At 58.9% G+C, this 25,920-nt stretch carries 21 protein-coding genes; 15 read left to right on the top strand and 6 right to left on the bottom strand.

The genetic code is table 11. The features are described 5' to 3' along the window. Positions 1–57 precede the first annotated feature (57 nt). From L1A08_RS05420 to L1A08_RS05375, 10 genes are all read left to right on the top strand, one after another. Positions 58–1,377, top strand: a complete 1,320-nt coding sequence (locus L1A08_RS05420; RefSeq protein WP_238755085.1) for a nucleotide sugar dehydrogenase — start codon at positions 58–60, stop codon at positions 1,375–1,377. Between the two features lie 69 nt (positions 1,378–1,446). Then, positions 1,447–2,325: a sulfotransferase gene (locus tag L1A08_RS05415; RefSeq protein ID WP_238755083.1), complete on the top strand. Its 879-nt coding sequence runs from the start codon at positions 1,447–1,449 to the stop codon at positions 2,323–2,325. A 50-nt stretch (positions 2,326–2,375) separates the two neighbouring features. Beyond that, entirely contained in the window at positions 2,376–3,698 is a 1,323-nt protein-coding gene (locus L1A08_RS05410) for a lipopolysaccharide biosynthesis protein (protein ID WP_238755081.1), read from the top strand. A 28-nt stretch (positions 3,699–3,726) separates the two neighbouring features. Next, complete coding sequence (locus L1A08_RS22705; RefSeq protein ID WP_261362728.1) at positions 3,727–4,272, top strand: acyltransferase; 546 nt, start codon at positions 3,727–3,729, stop codon at positions 4,270–4,272. A gap of 19 nt (positions 4,273–4,291) precedes the next feature. Next, positions 4,292–5,488, top strand: a complete 1,197-nt coding sequence (locus L1A08_RS05400) for a glycosyltransferase (RefSeq protein WP_238755079.1) — start codon at positions 4,292–4,294, stop codon at positions 5,486–5,488. A 34-nt stretch (positions 5,489–5,522) separates the two neighbouring features. Continuing rightward, positions 5,523–6,818, top strand: a complete 1,296-nt coding sequence (locus tag L1A08_RS05395; protein WP_238755077.1) for a hypothetical protein — start codon at positions 5,523–5,525, stop codon at positions 6,816–6,818. Positions 6,819–6,833: 15 nt separating this feature from the next. After that, positions 6,834–8,066 (top strand): glycosyltransferase family 4 protein, encoded by a 1,233-nt coding sequence (locus L1A08_RS05390; protein WP_238755075.1) that lies wholly within the window; start codon positions 6,834–6,836, stop codon positions 8,064–8,066. A 48-nt stretch (positions 8,067–8,114) separates the two neighbouring features. Then, on the top strand, positions 8,115–8,768 hold the full coding sequence (locus L1A08_RS05385) for a sugar transferase (protein WP_238755073.1): 654 nt from the start codon (positions 8,115–8,117) through the stop codon (positions 8,766–8,768). A gap of 49 nt (positions 8,769–8,817) precedes the next feature. Continuing rightward, a complete protein-coding gene (locus L1A08_RS05380; RefSeq protein WP_238755071.1) occupies positions 8,818–10,035 on the top strand; it encodes a metallophosphoesterase in 1,218 nt (405 codons plus the stop codon). A gap of 54 nt (positions 10,036–10,089) precedes the next feature. Beyond that, entirely contained in the window at positions 10,090–11,517 is a 1,428-nt protein-coding gene (locus L1A08_RS05375) for a sulfatase (RefSeq protein ID WP_238755069.1), read from the top strand. A gap of 9 nt (positions 11,518–11,526) precedes the next feature. Here L1A08_RS05375 and L1A08_RS05370 read toward each other — a convergent pair whose 3' ends face one another. Next, complete coding sequence (locus tag L1A08_RS05370) at positions 11,527–11,967, bottom strand: cupin domain-containing protein (protein WP_238755067.1); 441 nt, start codon at positions 11,965–11,967, stop codon at positions 11,527–11,529. A gap of 131 nt (positions 11,968–12,098) precedes the next feature. Here L1A08_RS05370 and L1A08_RS05365 point away from each other — a divergent pair, with 131 nt between their 5' ends. Then, positions 12,099–12,437 (top strand): winged helix-turn-helix transcriptional regulator, encoded by a 339-nt coding sequence (locus L1A08_RS05365; RefSeq protein WP_238755065.1) that lies wholly within the window; start codon positions 12,099–12,101, stop codon positions 12,435–12,437. A 35-nt stretch (positions 12,438–12,472) separates the two neighbouring features. After that, positions 12,473–13,906, top strand: coding sequence for an aldehyde dehydrogenase family protein (locus tag L1A08_RS05360; RefSeq protein WP_238755062.1), 1,434 nt, complete (start codon positions 12,473–12,475; stop codon positions 13,904–13,906). A gap of 535 nt (positions 13,907–14,441) precedes the next feature. Here L1A08_RS05360 and L1A08_RS05355 read toward each other — a convergent pair. The 3 genes from L1A08_RS05355 to L1A08_RS05345 form a co-directional block, all read right to left on the bottom strand. Continuing rightward, complete coding sequence (locus L1A08_RS05355; protein WP_238755060.1) at positions 14,442–15,869, bottom strand: class II fumarate hydratase; 1,428 nt, start codon at positions 15,867–15,869, stop codon at positions 14,442–14,444. Positions 15,870–16,127: 258 nt separating this feature from the next. Next, positions 16,128–17,309, bottom strand: a complete 1,182-nt coding sequence (locus L1A08_RS05350) for an SDR family oxidoreductase (protein ID WP_238755058.1) — start codon at positions 17,307–17,309, stop codon at positions 16,128–16,130. Between the two features lie 257 nt (positions 17,310–17,566). Then, positions 17,567–19,768, bottom strand: a complete 2,202-nt coding sequence (locus L1A08_RS05345) for an efflux RND transporter permease subunit (RefSeq protein ID WP_238755056.1) — start codon at positions 19,766–19,768, stop codon at positions 17,567–17,569. Positions 19,769–20,196: 428 nt separating this feature from the next. Between L1A08_RS05345 and L1A08_RS05340 the strand changes: the two genes are divergently transcribed. Then, positions 20,197–20,553 (top strand): gamma-glutamylcyclotransferase family protein, encoded by a 357-nt coding sequence (locus tag L1A08_RS05340; RefSeq protein ID WP_238755053.1) that lies wholly within the window; start codon positions 20,197–20,199, stop codon positions 20,551–20,553. Between the two features lie 74 nt (positions 20,554–20,627). Here L1A08_RS05340 and L1A08_RS05335 read toward each other — a convergent pair whose 3' ends face one another. Both L1A08_RS05335 and map read right to left on the bottom strand, forming a co-directional pair. Then, positions 20,628–21,605, bottom strand: a complete 978-nt coding sequence (locus tag L1A08_RS05335; RefSeq protein WP_238755051.1) for an AAA family ATPase — start codon at positions 21,603–21,605, stop codon at positions 20,628–20,630. A gap of 69 nt (positions 21,606–21,674) precedes the next feature. Further along, the gene (map, locus tag L1A08_RS05330) at positions 21,675–22,502 is read right to left on the bottom strand and encodes a type I methionyl aminopeptidase (protein ID WP_238755049.1); all 828 of its coding nucleotides are present in this window, start codon (positions 22,500–22,502) and stop codon (positions 21,675–21,677) included. Positions 22,503–22,844: 342 nt separating this feature from the next. On the opposite strand from map, the gene L1A08_RS05325 reads away from it, so the two are divergent. Next, positions 22,845–24,509 carry a PQQ-binding-like beta-propeller repeat protein gene (locus L1A08_RS05325; protein ID WP_238755047.1) on the top strand — a complete coding sequence of 555 codons (1,665 nt, stop codon included), beginning with the start codon at positions 22,845–22,847 and terminating at the stop codon, positions 24,507–24,509. After that, entirely contained in the window at positions 24,506–25,819 is a 1,314-nt protein-coding gene (locus L1A08_RS05320; RefSeq protein ID WP_238755045.1) for a PP2C family protein-serine/threonine phosphatase, read from the top strand. The genes L1A08_RS05325 and L1A08_RS05320 overlap by 4 nt, the downstream gene beginning before the upstream one ends. Positions 25,820–25,920 lie beyond the last annotated feature (101 nt).

Raw genomic sequence — 25,920 nt, 5'->3', positions numbered from 1 at the left:
CCCTTTGTGACGGCGGCATCCGGTTCAGGAACAGCACTTACAGTACAGGTCAGGACGATGCACGCGGAGCTCAAACAGAAAATCGAAGATAAGAAGTCCATTATCGGAGTGATTGGACTGGGCTATGTCGGCCTCCCCCTGATCAGTGCATTCTTCAATAAAGGGTTCAAAGCGCTCGGCTTCGACGTCGATCCGGCCAAGGTCGACGCGCTCAACGCTGGTAAAAGTTACATCAAGCATATCAACAGCAAGGAAGTGACCGACTGGCGGGAATCGGGTCGTTTTGAAGCGACCGCCGATGCGTCCCGCATGGCCGAAGCCGATGTCCTGCTGATTTGTGTGCCGACCCCGCTGAGCGACAGCCGCGATCCGGATCTGGCTTATGTCGAGCAGACCACCGAGTCGATCGCCAAGACTCTGCGGAAAGGTCAGCTGATCATTCTCGAAAGCACCACGTATCCGACAACGACCCGGGACGTGATGCTGCCGATTCTCGAAAAGAGCGGACTCAAAGCCGGCGATGACTTCTACCTGGCGTACAGCCCCGAGCGGGAAGATCCAGGTAATCCCGACTTCACCGCAGCCGGAATTCCCAAGGTGGTTGGCGGCTACGATCCGACGAGCCTCGATCTGGCCACGACATTGTATTCTCAGGCGATCGTGAAAGTGGTTCCGGTTTCGAGCTGCGAAGTGGCCGAAGCCTGCAAGATTCTTGAGAACACCTATCGAGCCGTGAACATCGCTCTGGTCAACGAACTGAAGACTCTGTTCGATCGAATGGGCATCGATGTCTGGGAAGTCATCAATGCCGCCAAGACCAAGCCGTTCGGTTTCCAGGCGTTCTATCCCGGCCCCGGCCTCGGTGGACACTGCATTCCGATCGACCCGTTCTACCTGACCTGGCTGGCCCGCAAGCAGGGACTGACCACGCGGTTCATCGAACTGGCCGGGGAAGTCAACTCCCGCATGCCGGAGTATGTGATCACTCGCCTGGCCGAGTTTCTCAACGAAAACGGCAAGCCGATCAAGGGAAGCAAGATCCTGCTCCTCGGCGTGGCTTACAAGAAGGACGTCGACGATCCTCGTGAAAGCCCGTCGTTCGTGCTGATGGAAGAACTGCTCCGCCGCGGTGCCGATCTGTCCTACAACGATCCGCACGTGCCGAAGCTGCCAAAGATGCGTCATCACGATCTGCCGGCCATGGAGAGCCTGGAACTGACTCCGGAATCTCTGCAGGAGCAGGACTGCGTGCTGATCGCGACCGATCACTCGGCTTACGATTACGAGTTCATCGTGAAGCACGCGAGGATGGTGCTCGACACCCGCAACGCGACGGTGAATGTCGCCAGCGAACGCGAGAAGATTTACAAAGCCTGAGACTGCTCCGATCTGGATGATCTGAGCAGGGTGTGGTATGGATACCTCTCCTTCAGGAGTACGACGAGCATGAAGCTCATCTATATTCAGTCGCTGTCGCGCAGCGGTTCCACGTTTCTTCAACAGGTTCTGGCCGCCCAGACGGGCATGGTCAGTCTCGGTGAAATCGAGCGCGTCCTCAAGAACGCGTCGCTTCAGCGCGAAGATCCTTACGATCAGGCACGTCGCGTGGCGGGCAACACGCGCACTCACGACAAGTCGCCCTGTTCCTGCGGAGAGCCGCGGGAAACGTGCGAATTCTGGAACCCGCTGCTGAATCGGATTCAGGGTCTTCCCCTGGCTGACTGTTATCGGGAGTTGATGGGGCACTTCGATGCCTCTTATCCCGAGCAGGTCCTCATCGATTCGTCGAAGGTGGCCGGTGGGCATCTTCGCAACTATGTCGATAACGAACTGGTCCAGACCGAAGACGTTCGCGTGATTCTGCTGATTCGTGATTTCCGCGCCTGGTGCTACTCGATGCAGAAGTGGAAGAAAGTCCGCTATGCAACCGGGAAATACCCGCCGGGTTATCACAGCTACCTGGCCGACGCATACCGCTGGATGGTGAATAACCGTCGAGCCGTGCGGACGCTGACCAGTGGACCGGTCAAGTTTTGCATCGTCTCTCACGAGCGGCTCGTCTTCCAGTTCGAGCAGGAGATGTCGCGGATTCTCGGGTTCCTGGGACGCGACGCCAACTCACTCGAGTTGAGTCATCCGCCGCAGGGACACGAACTGTTTGGCAGCCAGTCGATGAAGCGAAACGAAGGCGAAGCCTATCGCATCGCTCCGCGTTACGATGCCAGCTGGATGTCGGACAACCGCGCGACCTGCTACGGGCCGATCCTGTATCCGGTGGCCAGCTTCAATAACTACGTGCACGAAAACCTGGCCAAAGCGGCCTGAACCCCAGCTTTGCATCTGGTCACCCGAATGCGGCTGCGGAAAGGCCCGTCATGACTTCCGGTTCACTGCCAATTCGTTCGCTCGGGATCAACGCACTGTTGATCCTCGTGGCCAACGTGATTGCGTCGGCCGCGTTGCTGGTCCAGTTCCTAATCATCACGCATCTGTTCCAGGCAGAGGCGGCGGGGCGATACGCATTGCAGGTCGCCTTCATTGCTCCCTTCTTCCTGGCGGCCTCCTTCCAGCAGCGCCGGATCCTCGCGACCTCGGCTCCGGATCGAGGCTACGGAGCAGCCGCTCATTTGCGGTACTTCACGATCTCCCATGCGGCAACGGCTGCGCTCGTTGTCACCGTCTTCGCGATTCAGTGGGACCTCGCCGTGTTGGCCGTGGCCGTGCCGATTATGGCTTTGCGAGCGTTGGAGAATGCTTCCGATGCCTGTTACGGCTACTTTCAGCAGCAGGATCGCTACCGCTACCTGTCCATCTCCCGATGGATGCACGCAGCGGTAATGATCGGCGTGACGGCTTTTTGCGGTTATCAACTGCAGTGGTCACTCTGGCAGATTCTCGCGGCGACTGCGGTGGCTCGTCTGGCTCTTTCACTCTGTTATGAGTTTCAACTGGCGTGGAAGCTTACGCGAGCCGGTTCACCAGAAGCAGCCGACGGAGCTTCGATCACTTCCGAGGAACCGGTCGAAAAGAATCTGATTCGCCTCGGACTCCCGCTGGGAGCGAGTGGATTGATGGCCTCGCTGGTCGGAAATACCCCTCAATATGTGCTGGCCGGTCTCGGGCGGGTCGAGTTGATTCCCGCTTTCGTGATTCTGTCGCGACTGGCGTTGATTGGTGCCAACGTGACTCGCGCAGTCAACGAAGCCTTCGCACGACCGTTGACCCAGGCCGTCGCGGCTGCCAATCGCGTTTCGACTTCCAAACTGCTGCGGTTCGCGCTCGCAGTCGATGTCGCAATTGGGTTGTCGATTCTGACGATCTGCCTGCTGGCGTATGGACCGCTTGATCCCGTACTTCAAATGAGCCAGAACGGCGCGACGCGATTCGATCTGACGTGCGTCTTTCTTTCCATGATTGTGAACAACGTGACCGGCCTGGCCACGGTGGTGATGTCAATTTTCCGGAACAGCCGGCAGATCCTTTGGCTGCAGGGATCTTCCCTCGTGCTGGTGATCGCGGTTTCGTTGTGCCTGATTCCCGCCTGGGGGCTGACCGGAGCGCTGATGAGCATCGCGATCGGCAAACTCCCTTCGCTCGTCATGAGTGGCTGGATCATCTCGAAACAGGTTCGCGGCCTGCAGTCGGCTGCGAACGAATGTGAACAGCGAATCGTCGAGCCGGTTCGTTCAGCGGCCTGAAACTCCTGTAAGTGGACAAGGACGACCAATGCGCAGGATTCACAGACTCTTCGAAAAGCTATTTCAGACCGGACTGCTTCTGCTGTCCCGCGAGCGGTTCGCCCGTCACCTGGGAGTGCGCGTCGGTCAAAACTGCAAACTGATCGGCGTGAACTCGCGAACGTTCGGTTCCGAGCCCTACCTGGTTTCCATCGGCGACCATGTCGAGATCACTGATGGCGTCCGCTTCATCACGCACGACGGGGCAGTCTGGGTTGGGCGAGGGACGATGCCGCAGCTCGACGTCATCAAGCCGATCCGCGTCGGGAACAACGTCTTCATTGGCATGAACGCGATTCTGCTGCCGGGCGTCACCATCGGCGACAACGTCGTGATCGCCGCCGGTTCGGTCGTGACGAAAGACCTGCCATCGAATGCCGTCTATGGCGGCAACCCGGCTCGTCACCTGCGGGATCTGGAGACGTATCTGTCGAAGGCAGCCGATGCCAGCCTGGGAACGAAGGGGATGGGACCAGCCGAGAAACGGCAGTTCCTGAAGTCCCGCTACGCCGAAACACTGGAAGCGGCGGGTTAAACCCGCGAGGAGATTGTTGATGTCATCTGTTGCCGCCGCTCGCCCGGAAACCTCCGCCGCTCCCGCCAAGGTGCTCCGCGTTCTGTGGAGCCTCAACCGGGGTGGAGCTGAAGTCCGAGCCGTCGATGTCGTTCGGGCTCTGGATCGCGAACAGGTCGCGGTCGACTTCGTCGCCCTCTGTGGTAAGCCGTCTGAACTCGATGAAACCGTCCGCGATCTGGGAAGCCAGATTCACTACCTGCCGATGGACAGAAAGTTCGTCTTCCGGTTCTGGGCTTTGCTGCGTCACGAACGACCGACCTGTGTGCACTGTCAGCTCACGCTGTTCTCCGGCATCGTGATGCTGATGGCCTGGCTGGCCGGCGTACCGAAACGGATGGCGTCGTACCACAACATGCGTTGCCTGGAGAAAAAGTCGCTGATTGGCAAGCTGTACTCGGGAACAATGAAGTGGCTCGTGAAGCGATTCGCGACCAACATCGTTGCTGTCAGTGAAGGCACGCTCGACGCCTGTGTTTCGGACTGGCGGAGCGACGACCGTTGTCGCGTTGTTTACCAGGGCTTTCCCCAGCAGAGTTCCACGGCTCGTGAGCAACAGGCCGTCCGGGAAGAGCTCGGGTTGGACAGCAGTCCCATTATTATCAACGTCGGAAACTTCCGCACGATTAAGAATCAGATCCGCACCCTGCAGATCTTCGCTCACATGTATCGGGACTTCAAAGCGGGACATCTGCTGTTCGCGGGCGGGACGCACGGCTATCCCGAAAGCGAAACCAACTTCGCTGAGATCCAGAAGGTGATCAACGAGCTGGGGCTTGAATCGTGCGTGCATCTGCTCGGTAACCGACAGGACGTGAGCACGCTGATGGCCGTGTCCGATCTGATGCTCTTTACGTCGGTCTCCGAAGGATGTGCCAATGTGATCTGGGAAGCCATCGCCCAGGGAACTCCGGTTCTGACGAGCGAACTTCCAATTGTCGACGAACTCTCGACGTACATGCCCGGCGTCGTGCAGTGTTCCCTCTCTGAAGACAACGAAGTCTGGGTGCAGAAGCTTCACGAGTTGAGGCTGCAGTCGAAAGACACGACGTTTCGGCAAGAGCTGAAGAATCAGTTCGCAGCCGGCCCACTGAATGTCACTCAATCGAGCCGCATCTATCAGCAGTTATGGACCGGTCAGGCCCCAGTCGAAACGGGTCTGCGAAAAGCAGCCTGAGTGATTGTTACGTAGCGAAGGCGGAAGTCACATCATGATGTTCATGTTGATCTGCAAAGGACTCTACATCGCCAATTTGTGCGGTGGACTGTTCTATTTCACGACGGCACGTCGCCAGGCCGACTGGTTCTGTGTCGCGTTCGCGTCTGCTGCGATCTACTTCATGGCCGGTCTCCTCGGCGAAACCAGTATTCCAATCGACAGTCTGCGGGTCTCGGCCGGTTGCTACTTCGTGATGGCTCTCGTGATGGGGGCCATCTGGTATGCCGCGATCCTCCGCGACCACGAGACAATCCACACGTCGCGTTCCGTTTCCCGGCTGCCTGTTCCGGGGCGTCCGGTTCAACGAAAGCCGATTTCCGATAACTACTACGCACTCACAGCCACGATTCTTCAGCTGGTCGGGTTCTATCTCGCGCTCAAGATCTCGGGATCCGCTCTTCTGGCCCAGAACAAGCACGAGATGGCCAGGACGTTTACGCCGTATCACCTGCTCTGGCTGATGGGTGCTCCGACGGCGTTCATCATCTCGGTCTATTACAAACGCTATCTTCTCGCGCTGATTAACCTGGCGTCTCTGCTGGGGATTCTGTTCATCGGCAGCCGTAATCAGCTGGCGATTGGCGTCATCGGAGCGATGACAATCTGGCTGGCCCGCCGCGGCGTCAATCCGCTCATCAAGCACAAGAAGATCTGTATCACGATCGTTCTGTTTACGAGCTTCATCTTCCTTTACAAAACCTGCTACATCTTTCTGAAGGCGGGCGACTTCGACGGCGCCTCTGCTCGAATGTCGGAGAAGGGAACCGATGCGTTCATCAAATCGGAACCGGTCGCCATTCAGCACATCCTGAATGTCGTTATCGAGGAAGATTATCGCATGGATGCCTGGGAACGGCTCGAGTTGATTGTGATGTCGAATATCAGTTCGGGCATCACGTCCAGCCAGGCGGCATTCGGTGACACCGCGACCTACGAACTGTTTGGTGATGTCGGTTACGGCATGGCTTCGAACATCTGGGCGGAAGGCTATGCCTATGGCGGCATGATCGGCGTCGGGATCTTCGTCCTCGGCTATGTACTCGTCATCTTCATCAGCCAGATGCCTCAGCGGTACGACTTCGTGCAGGTGTTCTTCGTCAGTTTCATGCCGTGGTGGTGCTTCTACATTCACCGCAACGACATTTATCGCATGATTAGCTTCTCGAAACAGCTGATCGCCTTTCTCGTCGTCGTCGCCGTTGCCAGTCGAATCGTGAAAGGTCTGGCGACCTTGTACTTCAGTTCCAGGCAGCATCGTTCGTTGCCGAATCCTGCTTTGACCCGCTGACGTCTGGACCTCCCCATGACAACCTCAGAGTCTCCCATCCGTCTCGCCTACGTCGTGACTGATGCCAAGACCGTGGAAGCGTTCCTGTCTCGGACCGGGCAGCTGGCGTACTTCCGTGATCTCGGCTACGAGATCCACGTGGTCTGCAATCCCGATGCGAGGCTGGAACAGATTGCGGCCAGAGACGGCGTTCAGATTCACGAGGTTCCACTCAGTCGAGCCATCTCGCCTCAAGCGGATCTCAAGTCGCTGTTCCAAATGGTTCAGTTATTCCGCACCATTCAGCCGCAGATCGTCAACGCGAGCACACCGAAGGGCGGACTGATCGGCATGCTGGCCGCTCGTCTGGCGGGGGTGCCAATTCGTCTGTATCTGCTCCGCGGACTCCGTTCAGAAACTTCGACCGGACTGACCCGCTGGCTGCTCGACTCGACCGAATGGCTGGCCGCGGCCTGTGCGCAGGAGATCGTTTCCGTCTCCGAATCGTTGCGGGAATGTTATCTCCAGCGCCGACTGACATCAGAGCACAAGATTCGCGTTCTGGGAAATGGATCGTCCAACGGAGTTCGAGCCGATGTCTTCGAGGCCACTTCGGCTCGAACCACTCATGCCGTCAAACTCAGGCGATCACTCGGCATTCCCGCCGAGTCGGCGGTGATCGGTTTCGTGGGAAGGCTCGTGGTCGATAAGGGAATTGACGATCTCGTCGCAGCTTACATGCAGATTGCCGATCGGACTCCCCGCGAGTTGCACCTGCTGCTCGTCGGCGGTATCGAAGACAACGCCCCGCCGGCCGAAACGACCTGCGATCTGCTCAGGAATCATCCGCATATTCATGTCACGGGTTTCGTGAAAGATCCCGAAAACTACTACGCCGCCTGCGACCTGCTGGCTTTTCCATCCTATCGCGAAGGCTTCCCGAACGTTCCTCTGGAAGCAGCGGCGGCTGGGCTTCCCGTAGTCGGGTACCGGGCCACCGGCACGAAGGACGCGGTCGTGGATGGCGAAACCGGAACGCTGGTCGAACTCGGCGATGTGACCGGACTGGCTAATGCCATCGAACGATATCTGCAGGATCGCCTGTTGAGTCGCCAGCACGGCGAGAACGGGCGGCTGCGTGCACTCACGAACTTCCAGCCCTCCGTGATTTTCGAACACTGGGCTGATCTCTACGAACAACATCTCTGGTTGCGGGATTTGCCGTTGCCGAAAGCGATACCGGCAGCGTCGAACCAGCGTGCCGCTTAATCAGAGTCTTATTCTCAAAACTTCATCAGGAAACCCAGGGGCCGAATCATGTCGAAACATCCCCGTTCCACGTTCTACGGTCGCTACGGCAAGCGTCTGTTCGATGCCTACGTGGCCACACTCGTTCTGATTGTCGCCGCTCCCGTGATGGTGGCCGTCGCCGGCCTCGTTGCTGTCTTTCTCGGGCGTCCGGTACTCTTCAAGCAGAAGCGTCCCGGCAAAGACAGCCGCATCTTCACGATGTATAAGTTCCGCACGATGACCGACGCCCGCGATGCCAGCGGCGAACTGCTGCCGGATGATCAGCGGCTCACCAAGTTCGGCAAGTTCCTGCGTTCCAGCAGTCTCGATGAGTTGCCGGAGTTGATCAACATTGTTCGCGGCGACATGAGTCTGATCGGCCCGCGCCCGCTGCTCGTTTCGTACCTTCCGAAGTACTCCGACTATCAGGCTCGCCGTCACGAAACTCTGCCGGGGATCACCGGCTGGGCTCAGGTGAATGGCCGCAACGGCGTTCCCTGGGACGAACGGCTGGCGATGGACGTCTGGTATGTCGATCACTGTTCGTTTTCGTTCGATCTGTGGATCCTCTGGAAGACGGTCGAAACTGTGGTGCGTCGCGACGGCATTGCCGCCGAGGGACACGCCACGATGCCGGCCTTCGGAGAAGAATCGCCCTCGACAACCTCTCGAGCCGCTTAGAATAGATGAACCGCTCGGATTGTGAGTGAATGGAGACGTGGGCGCCCTGATGCCGATTGTGACACTGATGATCGAACCGTTTTCTGCACTGGCGTTACTGGCGGGCGGCGTTCTCGGGAACGCCTGGTTCTGGTCCAGCTACGCCAATCGGCTTTACAGCCTTCGCGTCCGCTCGAAAATCCTCGACCGGTTTCGCATTCCGCACGACCTGGCCATGGTCTCGGGGCCGTTCATCCTGCTGCTCAGTCTGCTCCGGTTGCCGATTCTGCTGCAACGATCGCGGCTCGATACGCTGGAGCAGATCGAACTGGGACTCTGGGGCATTCCCTGGGTGATTGCCGCGATGGGCCTGTTCGCTCTCGGTCTCCGTTTCTTTCATCGCATCGTCCGCCGAAAACCACCCGGGTATCAACTCACGCGCAGTGAAGTGGTTGATGTCGAACTCCAGCTCGGGCATCGTCCGATTGGAGACGGGCCGTATCAGTCGCTGGTCAATCTGCCGGCGAACCAGGCGTTCGCGCCGGAGTTCAATGAAAAGCAGTTTGAGTTCGCCACGCTGCCAGCCGCTTTCGACGGGCTGCGGGTGCTTCACGTCAGCGATGTGCATTTTCTCGGAACGATTGATCTCCCGTTCTATGAGGCGGTCTTCAAGCAGATGCAGCTCTGGAAGCCCGATCTGATTGTCTTCACCGGCGATCTCATTGACCGGAAGGAGAAGCTCGACTGGATCAATACGACCTTCGGCACGCTCTCGGCTCCACTCGGGTGTTATTACATCCTCGGCAACCACGACTGGCATCACAATTGCGATCCGATTCGCGGCCGCATGGAAGAACTCGGCTGGACGTTGTGTGCGGAAGAGCCGCAGTTTATTTCCAGTCCAGACAATCCCGATGACGTGATCGCAATCGCCGGGGACGAACGCCCCTGGATGGGGGAGGCGCCTACATTCGAGAGCGTTCCCGAGAATGTGTTCCGTCTGCTGCTCAGTCACAGTCCGGACAATATCGCCGATGCCCGCCGGCAGAATGTGCAGCTGATGCTCTCCGGTCACAACCACGGTGGACAGGTCAAGCTGCCTCTACTCGGCCCGGTCTATTCCCCCAGCTGGTACGGCGTGCGGTATGCTGATGGCGTTTTTCAGGAGCAGGGGACGACGCTGCACGTTTCGCGTGGCGTCTCCGGCAAGCATCCCCTGCGGATTCGCTGTCGGCCCGAGGTCAGTCTGTTAACATTGAACCGTGCTCAGAACGCAGTGCACGGCTGATGCGTGATCGGTTCCGGCTCTGCGGTGAATTCTCCTCAGGCTGGAACAGGTTTCGTGCGACAACTTCTGCTGATTCTCCTTCTGCTCATCGTCACGGCCGCCCCATTGCAGGCGGCTCCGAATATCGTCTTCATTCTGGCCGATGATCTCTCCTGGAGCGATCTCGGCTGTTACGGGCATCCGTATCACCAGACGCCGCACCTCGATCGACTTGCCGAAGAGGGAATGCGGTTCACGCAAGCCTACGCCCCGGCTCCCATCTGCTCGGCGTCCCGGGCGGCGATTCTGACCGGCAAGACCCCGGCTCGCCTGCACTTTGAGTTCGTCACCAAGTCTGATCCCGGCGGGCAGGACTTCGATGTCCCGCTACAGTCGCCTCCCTTCACGCTCGACCTGCCACTTTCAGAACGAACGATGGGCGAAGCACTCAGCGAGTGCGGCTACACAACCGGCTTCTTCGGCAAATGGCACGTGAGCCGGCATCATCAGGGATACCTCGGCTGGTCGCCGACGCATGGGCCGCTTGAACAGGGTTTCGCTGAAGGAGACTCTGACTTCGGCAGTCACCCGTATGTCTATGGCAAGAAGAAAGGCCTGAAGTCGACTCCCGTGAAGGAAGGCGATTTCCCGCTCGACACTTTGGTGGACAAGGCGACCGGGTTCCTGAACCGGCATCAGGACGAACCGTTCTTCCTGTATCTGTCGCAGTATTACGTCCACGATCCCGTCCACTCCCGCAGCGAGTCGCTGATTGAGAAGTATCGGAAGCTGATTCCAGAGGGTTCGAAGGAGATTCGAGTCGAATACGCGGCTATGGTCGAGACGCTCGATCATTTGGTTGGGCGCGTGCTGTCCGAGCTCGATCGGCTCGATCTGGCGGACGACACGCTGGTCGTCTTCCTCTCCGATAACGGCGGGCATCCGAATTACACGACAAACGCTCCGCTGCGAGGCAGCAAATGGAATCTGTATGAAGGGGGCATTCGCGTGCCGATGATCGCCCGCTGGCCGGGCAGGATTGAAGCCGGCGTCGAATGCGATGTCCCGGTCCACGGCTGCGATCTGCTGCCGACCTTCCGGGATGTCGCCGATCAACCGCGGAACGGAGCCGACGGCGTGAGTCTACTGCCGTTGATGGCAGGGCAGGTCGTGGACGTAAACCGGTCACAGCCGCTGGTGTGGCACTTTCCGTATTATCATCCCGAAAAGAAATTCGCTGACTGCCCGGAGGAGATCGGCGTGGGGGATTTCGTCACGAGCCAGACCCGGCCCCATTCGGCGATCCGCTCTGGTAATTGGAAGCTGATTCAGTTTTACGAAGAAGATCGCGTCGAGCTGTATGATCTCGCGAACGATCTGGCCGAGCAGCATGATCTGTCAGCTGAGCATCCCGACAAGGCGCGAGAGTTGCGCAGAGAACTCAATGCTTATCTGAAACAGGTCGAGGCCCGCCTGCCGCAACGTCGGCAGGCCAGGCCGTAACCCGTTCGATCAGCCGGCCATCACCGGGCCATCCCAGCGAACTTCGCCCGGCACGGTTTCGCCGTCGCCGATGAACCGGCTGCTGAGGGAACCGGCCGTCGCCTGAATGCAGAGAAAGCAGAGCGGCTCCTCGGCTCCCGACCGAATCGAGCGTACGCCCTCCGGGGCGATGCGGATCACGGTCCCTTCGTTAAACGGGATGATCTCGCCATCGACCTGCATGTCGCCCCGACCGGAGACCGCGATGAAGACTTCTTCGTGCTTGTTGTGCCTGTGCAGGAAGGGGTAACTCTGTCCGGCTTCGAGCCGATTCAGCGAAACCTCGCAGCCTGAGGAGTCGACCTTCTCGCTGAGAAACACTTTGCCGGGCGCCTTGATCGGGCCGTACTCGAACACGTGCTGCTCCAGATTCTGCCACTGACCGGCGTCAAATACACTATAATTCGACATGTTCACCCTTTACCGCGGAAGAGAGAAATCGATACTTGCAAAGTGCAAGTATCGTAACGCTTGCATTATGCAAGTTACCCTCGGTCTGGCAACAGCGCTTTTTCAAGATTTCACAATCTCAAGAATTCACAATGATGGATGACCAGCGACGATCTCCCTGTCCCGTTTCCTGCACGCTGGACGTGATTGGTGATAAGTGGACTCTGCTCATTATTCGCGATCTCATCTTGGGGAAGTCGCACTTCAGCGAGTTCCAGAAGTCTCCGGAGGGGATCGCGACGAATATCCTTTCGAACCGTCTTGCCCGGCTGGTCGACCATGGTATCGTGGAGAAATACCCCTCAACCTCGATTCCCGGCCGCGATGCCTACCGGCTGACTGCGAAGGGCAAAGCTCTTCGTCCGGTCCTGCGGTCGATCGTCAAATGGGGCCTCGAACACATCGAAGGCACATCCCGCGAACTCGATTAGCCAGAGTCCTGAGCGACGGAAGGCGAAGCAGACTCATGAAGACTTACCCGTACTTTCTGGCCAACGAGCCGGAGCAGCCGAACACCGATCTGGAGGTCAAAGACAAGTATTCCGGCGAGGTAATCGCGAAGGTCGCCCAGGCCGATTCGGGCTCGCTGGCTCGGGCGATCGCCGCCGCTGCCGAGGCGGCCGAGCCGATGCGGCGGCTCAAACCGTATGTGCGCCAGCAGATTCTTCAGCATTGCGTGAAGCGGTTTGAGGAACGCGCGGAAGAACTCGCGCTCAGTCTCTGTCGCGAAGCGGGCAAGCCGATCAGCGTCAGCCGCGGGGAAGTGACGCGGCTCATCGATACCTTCCGCATTGCTGCCGAAGAGTCGGTTCGCATTGGCGGCGAGGTGCACAACCTGGAAATCTCCGAGCGAGCCGCCGGTTATCGCGGCTTCGACCAGCGGGTGCCTGTCGGGCCGTGTGCCTTTATTTCGCCGTTCAACTTTCCGCTCAATCTGGTGGCTCATAAAGTCGCCCCGGCGATCGCGGCTGGATGTCCGTTTGTGTTGAAGCCCGCCAGCCGTACGCCGATCGGAGCGATCCTCATCGGCGAGATTCTGGCGGAAACCGATCTGCCGCCCGGCGCCTTTTCGATTCTCCCCTGTGATCGGGAAGCGGCTGGACTGCTCACAACCGACGAGCGGCTCAAACTGTTGAGCTTCACCGGCTCGCCCGAAGTGGGCTGGGATCTGAAGGCGAAAGCGGGGAAGAAGAAGGTCGTCCTCGAACTGGGGGGCAACGCCGGCTGTATTGTCGATGAAGATGCGGATCTTGATGACGCCGTCGACCGGATCATCACCGGAGCCTTTTATCAGTCGGGACAAAGTTGCATCAGCGTGCAGCGGATTCTGATTCATGAGTCGGTCTACGAGAGCTTTCGTGACAAACTCGTCGCGAAGACAAAGCAACTGAAGATGGGCGATCCTCGCGATGAAGACACCTTCATCGGCCCGGTCATCAGTGAATCGGACGGCGAGCGGCTCAAAAAATGGATCGATCAGGCGGTCGATCATGGAGCCACCGTGCTATGCGGCGGCAATCGCGAGGGCGTGATGGTCGAAGCGACTCTGCTGGAGAACGTGCCGGAGGATTTGCCGATCTGTGCCGACGAAGCGTTCGGCCCGGTCGCGGTGCTCTCCCGGTTCACTGACTTCGGGCAGGCGCTGGCTCAGGTGAACGACAGCCGCTACGGATTGCAGGCCGGCGTGTTCACCCGCAGTATCGATCACATGCTCCGCGCATGGGATGAGCTGGTCGTCGGCGGGGTGATCGTCGGTGATATCCCCTCGTGGCGTGTGGACAACATGCCCTATGGCGGCGTGAAGGACAGCGGCCACGGCCGGGAAGGGATTCGCTACGCCATTGAAGACATGACCGAACGCCGCCTGCTGGTGATCCGCACGCCCGGGGTGGCTGAGTAAAGCCGATGCATTCGAAGGGCCCCGGCGGGTCTGCTATCAGGACGGCGGAGCCGTAGGAGGATGCCGTTTGACGGGGATCCTGTCTGAGGTCTGCGACTGTATAACGTCTCCCGGGTTCAGTGATTCCCCGCGTCCAATCCCGTTCTCCGACGGCTGTGCCGCCCCGAAAGAATCTTTCGGGGCCACCCATCGAGACCGCGATCGTTTCCTTGCTAATGGACGTCGATGGTGCAGCCTCTTGTCGCTGCTCGACCCGGCCGTTGTTGCGGCCAGGCCATCCATGGACCGTAGGCTGGGATTGGAAGGGGTGGCCCTGATAGCTGTGCTATCAGGGCGGCGTAGCCGTAGGAGGATGCCGTTTGACGGGGATCCTGTCTGAGGTCTGCGGCTGTATAACGTCTCCCGGGTTCAGTGATTCCCCGCGTCGAATCCCGTACTCCCACGGCTGCGCCGCCCCGAAAGAATCTTTCGGGGCCACCCATCGAGTACACGTTCGTTTGTTGCGGCCGGGTCACCCGAGTTGAGGCGTGTTCAATCAGTCGGCGTGGGGTTCGGTCATTCGCATCGGGTCGAGGGCTTCGTTCAGCGTCGCTTCGTCGAGGATCTGCTGTTCGGTGCAGAGTTCGCGAATTGTCTTGCCGGACTTGAAGGCTTCCTTGGCGAGCTTGGAGGCCTTTTCGTAGCCGATGTACGGGTTCAGGCTGGTAACCATGGAGAGGCTCTGTTCGACCATCTGTTCGCAGGCTTCTTCATTGGCTTCCATGTCGTCGCTGCAGAACTCGACGAAGGCATCGGCGGAGCTGGCGAGCAGGTTCACGCTTTCGAGCGTCGTCTGTCCCATCACCGGCATCATGATGTTGAGCTGGAAGTTGCCGCCGGCGGCTCCGCTGAGAGTGATCGTCTGATCGTTCCCCATCACGCGGGCAGCGACCTGCATCATGCTTTCGCACATCACGGGGTTCACTTTGCCCGGCATGATCGAACTGCCCGGCTGGCGGTCCGGCAGTTGGACTTCATAGAAGCCGCATCGCGGACCGGAACCGAGCCAGCGGATGTTGTTCGACACGTTAAACAGCGTGGAAGCGATCGTCCGCAGATGCCCGTGGCATTCGACGAGTCCGTCCCGTTGTGCATTGGCTTCAAAATGATTCTCGGCTTCGACAAACGGGATCGATGTTTCCTCGGCCAGCGCGGTGGCGACGTGATCGCCGAACTCGGGATGTGTGTTGATTCCCGATCCGACAGCGGTGCCGCCAACCGGAAGTTCAAGAACCGCTCCGACAGCCGCCTCGGCTCGATCGATGCTCAACTGAAGTTGACGGGCAAAGCCGCCGAACTCCTGACCGAGCCGCAACGGGGTCGCATCGGCAAGGTGCGTTCGACCAATTTTGATGATCTGGTCCCAGGCTTCGGCTTTCTTCGCCAGCGACTCGTGGAATTTCTTGAGCGCGGGAATCAGTTTGTTGCGAATTGCCATCGCCACGGCGACATGGATCGCGGTCGGGAACGTATCGTTCGTGCTCTGTCCCATGTTGACGTGATCGTTGGGGTGCACCGGCTTTTCGGCCGCAAAGCGGTCCCCATCGAGAAGTTCGATGGCTCGGTTGCTGATCACTTCGTTGACGTTCATGTTGCTCGACGTGCCGGAGCCAGTCTGGAAGACATCGATCGGGAACTGGTCATCGTGCTTGCCATTGGCCACTTCTCGGGCGGCGTTGAGCATCGCTTCGACTTCCTTGTCGTTGAGCGGTCGTTTGCCGGTTCCGGTCAACTTGCCGAGATCGCGATTGGCGATGCCGCAGGCGAACTTCACAAGGCCCATGGCATGGATGAGATCGGTGTGGAGCGTCCAGCCCGAAATCGGAAAGTTGTCGACGGCTCTCTGCGTCTGGGCCCCATAGTAGGCGTTCCGGGGAACCTGGACGTCGCCCATCGAGTCTCGTTCGGTACGGAAATCAGACATCACCTTCTCCTGCTCACGCTCAACTATTTCGGAAGCCGCGATTCGCGGCATGGTCTGCAAATCCCATGGTAGCGAGTCGTCCGGACAATCTCACGTGGACGAAGATGAGATTTGAATGAACACCAGCCGGTGTTGTTGAGAACCGGTTGAGCACCCGGGCAGGCGCAGGCGGGCGGTCGAGAACCAGACGTGCGTGCCAAGTCCGTTTCGCTCGCAGTCACGCTTCGGATTCGAATCAAGCGGCCGCCTGGCGGTTGATTAGCGGGAGTTGACTGTCAGTCGGGAGGTTTCTTTAACCAGCGGTTTATCCCGCCAGCTGAAGTTCATCTCAATGGCCTGCCGCGCCAGGAACAGCAGCATGTTGTAATCCATGTGCGGACACGGCAGATGCGGGGCGGCCTGCTGGGTATTCGAGCTGTCGAAGACTGGATCGTCGCGCCAGTAGGAGTTGTAGATATGGATGTGCTCGTAAAAGAAGCCTTCCATTTCCGTTTGATCGGGGACTTCGGCGTTGGCTCCGACCATCGTCGAGCCGAAGAAACGCGTCGAGGCCTGCAGTACGGAATGAATTGTCTTGGCGCGAACGGCGTTCCGCGGAGTCAGATGGTAGGTGTCTCCGTGCAGCGAGCGGTGTGACAGGATATGTGCCATCACAGCCGAGACCCAGTCGACGGGAACGAAATTCTTGCGTTCCGTTCCGCTCAACGTCACGCGGGTCGGGAAGGAGTCGGCGAAGCCGGTTTCGCGGCCCTTCTCGTTGTTCTTGGCCAGCGTATGGACCAGTTGCACGGCTGCATAAAACCCATGGAACGTGTTGGTGAAACCGGTTTCGGAATCTCCCACGATAATGGCCGGGCGATAGACCGTGAGTGAATCGATGAAGTCCGCTGAACGGACCATTTCTTCGGCCTGAACCTTGCTCTCTTCGTAAGGGTTGCCGAATTCCTGCCCCTCATTGAGCTCGGATTCGAGGATGTTTCCCTTGCGAAGCCCGCAGACGTAAGCGGTGGAGACGTGATGGAACTCCCGGATCCCTGCTTCCTGGCAGAAGCGGAGCACATTCTTCGTGCCGCCCACATTGGAGCGATAGGGCTCGGCTTCCGGCCCCGTGCTGACAAACGACAGCGAAGCGGCGTTGTGAATCACGCCGCGACAATTGTTGATCGCCCAGCGAATGTCGTCGGCTTCCAGCCCCAGAGAATCTTCGCAGAGTTCGCCTTCCAGGACGACCGGGCGAGCGAGTTCCTGACCGAGCTCGCATTCCCAGTAGCTCATGATGGCATCGACCCGGGATTGAGCCGATTGTCGCCGCGACGGGCGCACCACCACAGCCAGCGGAACATTCGCCAAAGCCAGGTCACGCATGAGGTAACGACCAAGAAGGCCGGTGGCTCCGGTGAGCAGCAGGTACTGTGCGTCAGGTTTCGTCGCGTTGATCATTCAAAGTGTCCCATGGCCTCTATTCTATCCAATGTAACAAGTTTCCGACAAACCGGGCGGATGTCAATAAATTGTCGATTGAATTCGGCCGCGAACAGGCGAAACGTTCGCGCATACGGGGAACAGGATTGATTTTCGGCACGATCCTTGTTGATTCGGCCCGACTCGCTGGATTTGCCACCCAAAGCGGAATTCGCCTCAAGTCCCGGGAGCCAGTCGTCGTCGCCAGGCCGCAGCCTTGCGGAAGTCCCTCAATTTTAGTGGACTGCCGACCTACGGGAAGAGGAAACCATCGCTCTGTGCGGCCCCTTGAGCTGGAGCTCCTGACTGACCGGTTCCGGCTGAGCCTTTCGTCGGCGGGAGGGCCGCAGTGCCAGCATGGCCGGCAACAACACCAAATCGCCCACCAGAGCCGCCATCAGCAGGCCCGACATCAGCAATCCAAAGCGCGATGTCGGTGCGAACTGACTGAATCCCAGCGCCAGCATTCCGATGGCGGCAATCACGGCTGCTTCGGCAATTGCCGGCCCCGTATGCACCAGAGCACATTCAGATGCCCGCGGCGAGTCTCCATCAGAACGGAATTCCCTCTCGTAGTGAACAAGGTAGTGGAACGTCCCGTCGACCGCAATTCCGAGTGCTATACTCCCCGTCATCATCATCCCGATATCGATCGGGATTCCGCACCAGGCGAGCAGCCCGAACACCATCAACAGCGGGGTCAGGTTGGGGATCATGGCGAACAGGCCGGTCGTGACAGATCGCAGCGCCAGCATCATCACAGCGGTGATGATGACGAACGCCGTTCCGAAACTGGACCAGAACCCTTCGAAAATCTGACTCTGAGCCTGCTTCACGAGCGGGGAGAGTCCAGTGAGTACGACGGAATAGCCGGCCAGTTGACTTCGCAGCTCTTCGACCATCTCCGCCTGATGCTCCCGGGCTTCCGGCTCGATACGAGCGGAGATCCGCCAGAATCGCTGTCCGCAGGCGAGATAGTCGCTTTCCCCGGCCCGCGACTTGGCGGTTTTCAGCAACGAGCCGATTTCGTGCGTCGATTCCGGCATCTCGTCGACTGTCGGGAAGAAGCTGGCCGGCGAAGATGTTCGCCGCACCCAGGGATGCCGGGCCACGATCGCTTCGATCTTCCGCACGCGATCGAGCCGATTCAGGAAGTGATCCTCCTGACCGTCGAAATCAATCACGATCTCGATCGAGTCCAGGGTCGTGAGCCGGTTCTGAACTTCCTTGACGTCGGTAAGAACCTGATTGGCGGCCGGGAGGAAGTCGAGCGGTTCCAGGCGGCTGCGCAGCTCCGGCACGGCGATTCCCGTCCCGGCAACGATGATCAGCGGGATCGCGACGGAGGCGTAGCGATGCCGCAAAATGCCCCGGAAGATCGAGCGTTGATACTCCAGCAGGCGCGTTTCGCCGAATCCCTTGAAACCAAACGCGACGACGATCGCCGGCATCGCCGTCAGCGCGGTCAGCATGGCCACGATGCATCCCAGGGAGGCGGCGTAACCGAACTGCCGCACCGGCATAATGTCGCTCAAGCCGAGACTCGCCAGACCAATCGTCGTGGTCAGCGTTGCGAACAGACAGGGGCGTAATGCCGCGAGCAAACCTCGCCCGACGGCAAACGGCTTGCGTCGCACGGCATCGTAGTAGTGCAGATAGTGGATGGCGATCGCGAGCGTGAAGACCATCACCATTACCGGCAGGGCGCCGAGAATGAAGTTCATTTCCCCGGCAAACCACTTCACACCAGTGGTCGTCGCCTGAATCGCCCATACGGTCAGCAGCATCATCGCCGAGCTGACCCGCCAGTCGCGTACGATTCCCAGCAACAGCAGAAACCCGAGCAGCAGGGTCATCATAAAGAACTTGCGGTTGTTCTTCTGTCCGCCGAGCCGATCGAGCTCCGCAACGATCACCGGGCCGCCAGCGAGTGCATACTGCTTCCGGGGAATCTGACAGTACTCCAGCTCCTGTCGAATCCCGGCGACCACTTTCTCACGAGCCGCGGTCCCGTCTTCATTGAGAAGGACCAGAATCGCCAGGAAACCGCCATCAACCGACTCGGTCATCCCGACGAGGCGTTCCTGAATGGTTGGCTCGGGGACCTGCAACTCTTCCATCATCTGTCGGAAACGAGTCGAGTCCCAGGTCTGGCGGACGCCGGGGACCTGTTCGAGTCGATTGGCCAGAGCGGAAACGAGTCGTTCCTCATCGGCTCCGTTCTTCAAGCCGACAACAATCATCTCTTCGCTGCCGAAGTCTTCCCGGAATCGATCGTACCGCTGCTTGAGTTCAGACTGAGCCGGCAGCCAGGTTTCGACGTCGTTATTCGTCGGAATGCGGGCGGCTTCGTAGACCAGGAATGGCAACGTGAGGATCAACGCCGCCAGCAGATGCCGGCTGTGCCGCTGATAAAATGATTCAATCGTTCCAAGCACTGATGCATACTCCAGACGGGCAGACAGCCGCATCGGCCCGACCAGTCTTCTTCATGGGGACAGATCGTGACTCCCTTCCCTGGGAGTACTGACAATTCACAGGCCCCGAGTGAATCGTCTCTGGCAGGTTGCCGACCGTGTCGATTTGCACACCAGTTCCGTGTGCAGGGATCGGAACGAACGGAGCAATCCCGCAGGCGGTCCCGACGAGAGCGACTTTTCCCGTCGTACCATAAGCGCGTATCGAACTTCTTTGATATCGGCAGTGAGTCCAAAAGCAGGCCGTGTCGTGATCACGACACGGATTTTAAGAATTGCCGGCAGCACACTCAGGACAGGACAGGTCGAGGCCATCTCGCCCCGATTCGCGATTCGTTACAATCGCTACAAACGCGCCCGGTCGACAACAGAACGGTGGAGAAACGTTCGTGAGTGAGTATGTATTCGTCTATGGAACCCTGAAACGAGGCTTCTGCCGCGCTCATTACATGCAGGGAGCGCGATTCATCGATACCGCTCGCACCGAGCCGGGCTATCTGCTGTTTGATGTCGGCGAGTACCCTGCTCTGGTTCGCCACGAGACAGGACAAAGCGTTCAGGGCGAGTTGTACGAAGTCGAGCCCGATCTGTGGCCGATCCTCGATGAAGTGGAAGGTGTGGCCGCGGACTTGTACCGACGGCTCACGGTTCAGCTCGAAGCGCCCCACGACGAGCTTCGGGTGGAGACGTATCTCTATCGGCGATCGATCACCGGGCTTCGCCGCTGCGGCTCTCACTGGCCGTGAGCCGAACCGAGGCTCTCGAGCAAACTCAGCATGGGATTGGCGCCCCGCGACTGCAGGATAAGCCTGAAAATGCTTTAATCTTCGTCGTCGAAGTCGTCGTCATCATCTTCGTCATCGTCGTCATCGAAGTCGGGATGAAGCGGATCGTTGGGATCGAAAAAGAAATCGCCCAGGCCCATCGGCAGGACATTGCCGCCGAGGGACTGATTCTTGCGTTTGGCCAGCGACTCCAGGTCCATGGCTTCATCGCCGAGGCAGCATTCCAGTGCTTCGCGCCAGGCGGTGTCTTTCGCCAGCGGATGCTCCGGATTCTGTGCGATCCGCTTCAGAGCATACCGGAGTACGTTGAGTCCATCGCGGGTCGAGAAGTCGAGTTTCAGCTCGTGCGACTTCTGCAGGAACTCAACGGTCAGGTTCAGCAGGTCATCGTCGGCGAAAGGCAGATGATACTTCAGGATGTTCATTTCGTCTTCGCGAGACGGATAGGTCAACAGCAGTGTCGGCTGCAGACGGCTGAGGATGTAATCCGGAATCTCGAACGTCGATTCATCATCGTTCATCGTCACGGCACAGCGGAATTCAGAATGAGCTTTGATGGTGATGCCAGCCACAATCGATTCCACATAGCGTCGATGATCGAGCAGCGGAGCCAGAGAAGCCCAGGACTTCTCGTTCATCCGGTTGCCTTCGTCCAGAATACAGACGCCGCCGGTGAGCATCGCGGATACTAACGGAGAGGCGTGATACTGAATCGTTCCCTTCTCGCCGAGGACGGGCGTCACAAGCAGGTCTTCCGGCCGGGTATCGGCGGTGCATTGATAGATAAACGCCGACTGCTGCCGTTCACGAGCCGCGGCGAGTGCGAGCGTGGTCTTGCCGATTCCGGGCGTTCCGACCAGTCGCGGCGCGAGGGGCAGGTCCAGTTTGTCGACGACCAGCCAGCAGGCCAGAATCTGCTTGAGAACTTCCGCCTGACCGATCCAGGGACTGGCTGTGGTATCGGGCTGGGACAGATGGAGGGAAACTCCATCAATCTCGATATGTTCGTTCATAATGTTCGATCAAAGGGGGATTGGGCGCCCGAAAGAGTTTCAACGCAAGTGCGGTCGGCTGAAGTCCAACTAGAACTGATGCCCTTCCTGAGGGCCATTCTCAGTCATCGTCAGAATTTCCGGACCGGCTTCCGTCATGTAGATTTGATGCTCAAACTGAGCTGACAGCGAACGATCCTTCGTCCGCACGGTCCATCCGTCGCGTTCGATGACCGTCTCCGGCCGGCCTGCGTTGATCATCGGCTCGATTGTGAACGAACAGCCGGGAACGATCACATTTCTTCGCGTGGACTCATGCGGATAATGCGGCACGCCCGGTTCCTGGTGGAAGGCCTGTCCGATACCGTGTCCCTGATAGTTGCGGACCACGCCGAAGCCCCGCTCCTCCGCATACCGTGTGATTGCGCTGGCGATATCGTAAACTGTGCCATTGGGTTCGATCGCCCGAATCCCCACATACAGGGCATCGAAGGCGACCTGCGTCACGGCTCGCGCCTCTTCGCTCACTTCCCCGACGAGGAATGTCTCTGACTGATCGCCGTACCAGCCATCGACAATGGTCGTGACATCAAGATTGACGATGTCGCCGTCCTGAAGTTCGGTTTCGTCGGGAATTCCGTGGCAGACGACGTCGTTAATGCTGGTACAGATCGACTTCGGATAGCCCTTGTAGCCCAGACAGGCCGGCGTGTGACCGTGATCCCGGGTGAACACGAACGCGATCTCGTCGAGTTCGCTGGTTCGAATTCCGGGAGCCACATGTGTTCGCAGTTCGTCCATCAGCCGGGCATTGAAGCGGGTCGCCCGACGCAGCTTCTGCAGCTCTTCCGGACCGTAGAGAGGATACTCCCGACGGGCATTCGGAAGAACGGCTTTTCGCAATTGGCTTAATTTCACAGCTGCGTTTCCGCTAGAGAAGAGATTTGGAGACCGCATCGGCCATTGTTCCGCCTCGCATCTCACGTTGCAAGGTCGGCGGAACGACAACTTCCCGGATTCAGTTCGCAATCCCCATCATAACTTCATCCGGCCCGGCGAAAATCCCGAGTCGCATCAACAACCACTGATCACAAACCGGAGTCGCAGGCAGCGATCCTTCTTTTGGGGGTTTCCGGGAGGTTCGAGCCGGTCTAAAATCGTTCGGTCAATCGGTGCGGCTGCCCTTCGAACACGATGTTCGGAACGTGTGTCACCCTGACCACCCCGCACTCGTAACAGATCACCCCCAGGACTGCACTGATGAACGAGTCGCTCACGGAATCCTCTGCTTCTCCGGACGCTGATGGGAATGCTGAATCATCGGCCACCCAGCCGAGCCGCCGCAACTGGTATCGCGTCTGGGGCATGCCGGTCTCAACGATCGTCATTATCGGCCTGGGACTGATCTGGGCGCGATTTCTCTTCGATCCGTTGCAGGGACGGGCGATCGTCAATTTTCTCACCGTGTCGCTGATCGGCTCCCTGGGAATTCTGCTGGCGTTCTGGTTCTGCTGCCTCTCGTATTTTTCCCGGCGAACAGTTCTGACCGTGATGATTCCGCTGATTCTCGTCGGCGTCGGCTGGGCGGCTTCGGTCCGTTCGGTCGAATTCGACGGCGATATGAACGCCGATTTCGTCTATCGCTGGGAACCGAAAGCCCAACTTCAGGAAGTCCAGACCGCGGAACTGGCGGGAGACGACAAAGAATTCGTCGTCACGGCTACCGATATGCCGGCTTATCGCGGGTTGAATCGGGACGGGATTGTCGTCGGGCCCAGCGTGAAGACCGACTGGCAGCAGAATCCGCCCCGGGAACTCTGGCGAACCGATGTCGGCGAGGGTTATGCCTCGATGGCCATCGTGGGAGATTCGCTGGTCACGCTCGAACAGCGAGACACACAGGAAGCGGTCACCTGCTACGACACACAAACCGGTCAACTGAAATGGATTCACGCTTATGAAGCCCGCTTCTACGAAGCCATGGGAGGACTCGGTCCCCGGACCACGCCGACCGTGGTCGATGGCCGGGTCTACTCCGCCGGAGCGAGCGGCGATGTCCTCTGCCTCGATTTCTGGACCGGAAAACCGGTCTGGTCCCGCAATCTGCTGGAAGACCTGGAGATCCCGAACGTCGTCTGGGGAATCTCCTCCAGCCCGCTGATTTATCAGAACATGGTGATCGTGAACGCCGGCGGACCGGTCGGCGACGGACTCGTTGCTCTCGATCGCGAAACCGGCAAGACTGTCTGGCAAGCCGAAGGGATCAGTGAATACAGCGACGAACTGCCAACCAGCTACGCCGGCTACAGCTCGCCGGATGTCATGATCATTCACGGCGTCGAGCAAATCGTGATGTTCGACGGATTTGGCGTCAGCAGCTACGAACCTTTGACCGGCCGGCGGCTCTGGAATTATGAGCACAAGAATGGAGCCGGCGTAAACGCCGCCCAGCCGATTCTGCTCGACGATGGTGACCACCTCTTTATTTCAGCTTCGTATGGAATGGGGAGTGCTCTCATTGATATCCAGAAAAAAGAGGACAACTGGACCGTCACCAGGGTCTGGCACGACACGCGCGTGCTTCGCAGCAAGTTCGCCAATGCCATTTATCACTCCGGTCACGTTTTCGGTCTCGATGAAGGCATTCTGATGTGCATCGATCCTCTAACCGGCGACAAACGCTGGAAAGAGGGGCGATATGGACATGGTCAGATGCTGATGACCCACGAACTTCTGGTGATCCTGGCGGAAGATGGCACGTTAAACATTGTGGCAGCTGATCCCGTCGAGTTTCGGCAACTGGCGACCATGACTGTTCTGCCGAATGCGACCAAAGTCTGGAACCCGCCGGCGCTGGCGGAGGGGATCGTTTATGTACGCGATCACCGCGAAATGGCAGCCTTCGACTTGCGAGAAAATCAATGAGCCAACAGCCGATGGAACTGGACGAACTGACTCCTCCCATGGATTCATTCGCGTTCTCAGGCCAGCTTTCCGAGATCCTGGAGATGATGCGGGCCATCAGCGTTCATGATGACCCCGACGACGTTTTCCGCGAGTACGCCACTCGCATTCGTCAGATCTATCCCGTCGACAAAGCGGTGATGCTGACGCTGACCGACGAAGACGCCGGCGATGTCAAAGCCGCGATGATGGACGACTGGGAAAACCCGATTCATCCGTGGGGGAACACCCATCGGTTCCACCCGCTGACGTCCGGAATCCTGAAGAGATTGTGCCTGGACGGACAGCCGGCGATCATCAACGACCTCGATCCTGTTGTGGACGAAGGAGATCTGCCGTATCTGCACGAGATCGGCTCGCTCCGCGCCATTCCGTTATTCGAGAACGGCGTGGCTCGACACATGATTGTCGGTCTCAAGTACGGCAGGAACGGGTTCTCTCAGGAAGAGCTGCCGGCGCTGGTCTGGCTGTCGAATCTGTTCGGTCGCGCCATCCAGAACCTCATTCTGGCCCGCCAGTTGAAGAAGGCGTACGAGTCGGTTGACCGGGAACTGAAAACCGTTGGTGACATCCAGCGCAACCTGTTGCCTGAAGAGATCCCGCGTGTCCCGACCCTCGAACTGGCCACCTATTACGAAACCTCGCAGCGAGCCGGGGGCGACTACTACGACTTCTTCCCGCTGCCGAACGGGAAAGTCGGAATCTTTATCGCCGATGTCAGCGGGCACGGGACGCCGGCGGCTGTGGTGATGTCGATCATGCACACCATCGCCCACACCTACACCGGGTCGCACGAGCCGCCGAGCGAGTTCCTGAATCACCTGAATCAGCACCTGTCGCAGCGGTTCACCGCCAAGAGCGGGATCTTTGTGACGGGATTTTACGCCATCTATGACCCGCAGACGCGGCAGATCACGTACTCGTCCGCCGGACACAATCCGCCTCTCCGCCGTCGTTGTGGAGAAGCCAATGTGAGCACCCTCGATGGTGCCGGTCGCATGCCGCTCGGCATCGCCGAGGATATCACGTACATCGATGCGACCGAGCAGCTCTCGCCGGGAGACCGGGTTGTGCTTTATACCGACGGAATCGTCGAAGCGCATGGCCTGGACGACAGCCTGTTCGGCGTCGATCGACTCGGCGCCATTGTCGGGCGTTGCGATCTGACGACGACAACCATCGTCGAAGCCGTCGTGAAGCAACTGGAGAAATTCAGCGGTCAGAAACGTCAGGCCGACGACTGCACCCTCGTGGTGATGAAGGTCCACTGAGGTGGGGCACCTGATCGGACAGGAACCCTGCCAGCCGGGAGAGGCGTAGCCGTACCCCGGCATCGACCGCACAATGTGCTGAGATACGTCTGACGGCTATC

The sequence above is a fragment of the Rubinisphaera margarita genome, from assembly GCF_022267515.1.
Taxonomy (GTDB): domain Bacteria; phylum Planctomycetota; class Planctomycetia; order Planctomycetales; family Planctomycetaceae; genus Rubinisphaera; species Rubinisphaera margarita.
Note: the sequence above shows the minus strand (reverse complement) of the source record. Positions and strands in the feature narration are given on the sequence as shown.